Origin of the sequence: Phenylobacterium sp. (assembly GCF_016793225.1) — a bacterium.
Lineage (GTDB): Bacteria > Pseudomonadota > Alphaproteobacteria > Caulobacterales > Caulobacteraceae > Phenylobacterium.
Window position 1 is genome coordinate 1 of the sequence record NZ_JAEUMN010000014.1, and the last position, 3,474, is coordinate 3,474.

A 3,474-nucleotide genomic window follows, 5' to 3' on the forward strand; every position below is an offset into this window, starting at 1 on the left:
CGACGCCGACGGCGAGAAGCGCCGCAGCCGGCGCGAGCCGGATCGGCGAGAGCCGGCCGTGGTCGCCGAACAGCTCCATGGCGAAGGCCCAGAAGAGGCCAGCGCCCATCACCGAAAGCGCCCAGGGCGCGGCGTTGGCGTACCCGAGGAGCTGCATGGCGGGGGCCGACTGGGTGATCGTGTGCGCGCCGGCCGCCAGGGCGAACAGCGCGCCCGTTACGCGCGCGGACGTTCGCGCGCCCACCCCGATCCGGACGGCCAGCAGGGCGAATATGCCGATGGCGGCCCCTCGAACGAGGAGCTCGGCGGTGGCGGAGCCCTCCATCACGCGGTCTGCACAGGCTCGGCGAGGCAGAGCCAGGGGAGGCGCTCCTCCGGGTAGATGTGGAAGCTGGGCGCAAGCGTCGGCGCGTCGTCGAACGCGCCGACATGGATGTGCAGCTCGCCCGGCCGCGCGTCGCCCTGGCAGGTAAGTGTCGAACCGCACGTCGCGCAGAAGCCCCGCACGGTGCGGGGCGACGAGCGGAACGTCGCGACCGACCCGTGTGTGGTCTCCACGTCCGCGTCGGGAAACGCCACGAACACCGAGACCGGCCCGCCGCTGTGCCGGCGGCAGCTCTCGCAATGGCACCAGGCGACCCACTGGGGCTGACCCGTGGCGCGAAAACGCACCGCGCCGCAAAGGCATCCGCCCTCCCACTTCGCCTTCACCGGCCGTCCCCCCCTGTCCTTGTCGCTGCCGGTCGCCCGCTCAGCGCTGCTGGGCGCGCTCGTCGACTCGCGCCGCACCCAGCGCTTGCACGCTGGCGATCGTGGCTTGGATTACCGCAAGGCTGTCCGTAACGCCGTCCGCCTCACCCTTCTCGAAATCCCCGGCCTGCCCCATCTGGTTGGTCACATGGGCGAAGCAAACCACGTCGCGCCCTCGCGCCTGCGCCATTGCGTAGAGGCCGGCGGCCTCCATCTCGACGGCGACAAGGCCGCGCGCGACCATGGCGGCGATGTCGTCCGCAGTCTCGCGGAAAGGCGCGTCGGTCGTCCAGACGGCGCCGACGTGGACCGTCTGGGTCAGCCCGTCGAACGCGCCCTCCAACGCCTGCAGCAGGTGCAGGGGTGCGGCGCTGAAGTCGCCCGGCGGCAGATAGTGGTAGCTCACACCCTCGTCGCGCAGGGCCTTCTCGATCAGCACGAAATAGGGCGGCGCGCCCTTAGCGGCGAGCTGGCCCGCGGAGGTCACACTGATCAGCAGCTCGCAGCCCGAGGCGAAGAGCTGCTCGGCGACCAGCACGGCGAACGCGGCGCCGACCGCGCAGCCCACGATGCCGATCTCGCGCCCGCCGAGCTGCGTGCGGTGGAGGTCCGTGTGGTAGCAGGCCCACGACGGGTCGCGGTGAGCCCGCCCAGCGTGGGTAAGCCTGCGCACCAGGTCGCCGTCAGGATCCAGCACGCAGACCTGAGGCATGGCCACAACCGCGAGCCCCTTCTGGCGGCGGGCTTCGCGCAGGAGGTTCTGCGGCTGGAAGACCGACGGCGCTGCATGGGCTCTCCTGCGAACGATCGGAGGCGGCACGGCTTCGGTCACGACGGGCGATCCCGCTTCTGGAAGACGCACCAGGTGAAGTCCTGCGTCGCCCCGGACGGCGTGAGATGCGCCGCCACCTCGCTTCTGATGAGTTCGAACGCCGGGCCAACAGCCGCCGCCAGCTCGCCGCTATCGTATCGCTGGACGGGAAGGCCGCTGCAGCGTTCCGGTCCGGACGGAGCGAAGGTCGCAAGGATCAGATGAGCGCCCGGGCGCAGTCCCCGTGTCACGGCCCGCATATAGGCCTGGCGGTCGGCCGCCTCGATCAGGAAGTGGAACACGGCCCGGTCATGCCAGAGGGCGTAGCGGTCGCGCGGCGGCTGCCACAGGGTCACGTCCTCGACGAGCCAGCTCACCTCCGCCGCGCGGGTCCCGAGGCGCGCCCTCGCGAGCGCGAGGGGATTGATTGCGATGTCGAGGACGCTGAGGTCCCGGAACCCGCGCCGCAGGAGCTCGTCCACCAGTAGGGACGCGCCGCCCCCGACATCGATGATGGCGTCGTCGAGCGCGACGTCGAGGGATTCGATCAGGGCCAGCGAGCGCGCCGGCTTGGCCTCGAACCAGCTGACGCCGTCGACGCGCTTCTCGCCATAGACGGTCTCCCAGTGCGACCTGTGGGTCTCGGCCATTGCCGCTCGCCATTGTTCGAGGGAAGCGGTTCATGATATTCAAGAACTCTCTTGAATGTAAACGGCCTGGACGAATGTCGCCGAAAATCCAGCTCTTCACCGCGTTCGCGGCGGTGGCGCGCGCGCTGGGGAACCCGCATCGCCTCGACCTCCTGGAGCATCTGGCCCAGGGCGAGAAGCCTGTGGAAGCGCTGGCCCTCAAGGCCGACCTCAGCTTCGCCAACGCCTCCCAGCACCTTCAGGCGCTGAAGCGCGTCGGCCTTGTCGAAGCCGAGCGGCGCGGAAAGCAGATCGTCTACCGGCTCGCGTCGGACGACGTCCACGACCTCCTGGCTGCGCTCCGCCAGGTCGCCGAGCGCCACACCGCCCAGGCGCAGGCGGTGATCGAGGACTACTTCCATGCCCGCGACCGCCTCGAGGAGGTGAGCTTTGCCGAGCTGGAGCGGAAGCTCGCCGACGGGCTGGTGACGTTGCTGGACGTCCGGCCGCCCGATGAGTTCGCGGACGGCCATCTGCCGGGTGCGCTGAACGTCCCGCTCGCGGACCTTTCGGACGCTCTCGCGGCGTTGCCCGCCGACCGCGAGATCGTCGCCTACTGCCGTGGCCCTTGGTGCGTCCTGGCGTTCCAGGCGGTCAGCTTACTGCGGACCCGCGGGCGCCTCGCACGGCGACTGGACGGCGGGCTGCCCGAATGGCGTCGGGCGGGACGCACGGTGGTAACCGCGAGTGTTATGCAGGCTGAATAGTCGTCTGGGATGCGCCACAAGGCGACTTTGACATCGGCGCGGAAAGCAGACGTTCAACTGCGGCCGCTCGTGGCACAAGCGAGGTCGCTTCGGTTCACCCCTTCCCCCAAAGTCACGCTAGGCCAGAGCTATGACTTGAAGTTCGTCCAGTGCACGTCGCCGCCGTAGATCGGCTGGGTGTTGCCCGGCACCTGCACGTGCACACGCTTCCACCATCCGTTGACGATGCCCGAAGCGTTCGGCTTTGCGGCCTTGTACCCGTCGTAGACCGCCTTGGTTATCAGGATCGCTGGCGTCTTGGGCCGGGTTCGAACAGATCGAGTGTGGGCGAAGAACGCGTCAACGCCAGGATCGACTTTCCACGTGGGAGTGGGAAACCAGCCGGTCTGTTCGAAGTGGCCGACGAACGTAGGGAGGGTCTCATCTCCCCATACCCAATCGGACTGTCCGGGCACTAGCCGGGCGACATGGACCACGTCCTCAGAGGTCCATTCGGCCGGCTTTTGTGCAATGTCGG

General features: G+C 69.1%; 5 protein-coding genes and 1 pseudogene. 1 reads left to right on the forward strand and 5 read right to left on the reverse strand.

What is annotated here, in order from left to right:
* From JNK30_RS01285 to JNK30_RS01300, 4 genes and pseudogenes are all read right to left on the reverse strand, one after another.
* Positions 1-325, reverse strand: a pseudogene (locus tag JNK30_RS01285) (hypothetical protein); the annotation flags it as partial.
* Complete coding sequence (locus JNK30_RS01290) at positions 325-711, reverse strand: GFA family protein (protein ID WP_293479449.1); 387 nt, start codon at positions 709-711, stop codon at positions 325-327. The pseudogene JNK30_RS01285 and the gene JNK30_RS01290, both read right to left, overlap by 1 nt.
* Before the next feature lie 40 nt (positions 712-751).
* Positions 752-1,582, reverse strand: a complete 831-nt coding sequence (locus tag JNK30_RS01295) for a nucleoside phosphorylase (RefSeq protein WP_293479451.1) — start codon at positions 1,580-1,582, stop codon at positions 752-754.
* Positions 1,579-2,211, reverse strand: a complete 633-nt coding sequence (locus tag JNK30_RS01300; RefSeq protein ID WP_293479453.1) for a class I SAM-dependent methyltransferase — start codon at positions 2,209-2,211, stop codon at positions 1,579-1,581. Before JNK30_RS01300 ends, JNK30_RS01295 begins: the two co-directional genes overlap by 4 nt.
* 74 nt (positions 2,212-2,285) lie before the next feature.
* Here JNK30_RS01300 and JNK30_RS01305 point away from each other — a divergent pair, with 74 nt between their 5' ends.
* Positions 2,286-2,957 carry a metalloregulator ArsR/SmtB family transcription factor gene (locus JNK30_RS01305; RefSeq protein ID WP_293479454.1) on the forward strand — a complete coding sequence of 224 codons (672 nt, stop codon included), beginning with the start codon at positions 2,286-2,288 and terminating at the stop codon, positions 2,955-2,957.
* Between the two features lie 128 nt (positions 2,958-3,085).
* Here JNK30_RS01305 and JNK30_RS01310 read toward each other — a convergent pair.
* The coding region (locus JNK30_RS01310; RefSeq protein ID WP_293479456.1) for a hypothetical protein at positions 3,086-3,474 on the reverse strand (389 nt) is incomplete at its 5' end.

Excerpts from the sequence above, each read along its gene's own strand:
- JNK30_RS01300 (WP_293479453.1), bottom strand. The coding sequence starts at position 2,211 with ATGGCCGAGACCCACAGGTCGCACTGGGAGACCGTCTATGGCGAGAAG.
- JNK30_RS01305 (WP_293479454.1), top strand. The coding sequence starts at position 2,286 with ATGTCGCCGAAAATCCAGCTCTTCACCGCGTTCGCGGCGGTGGCGCGC.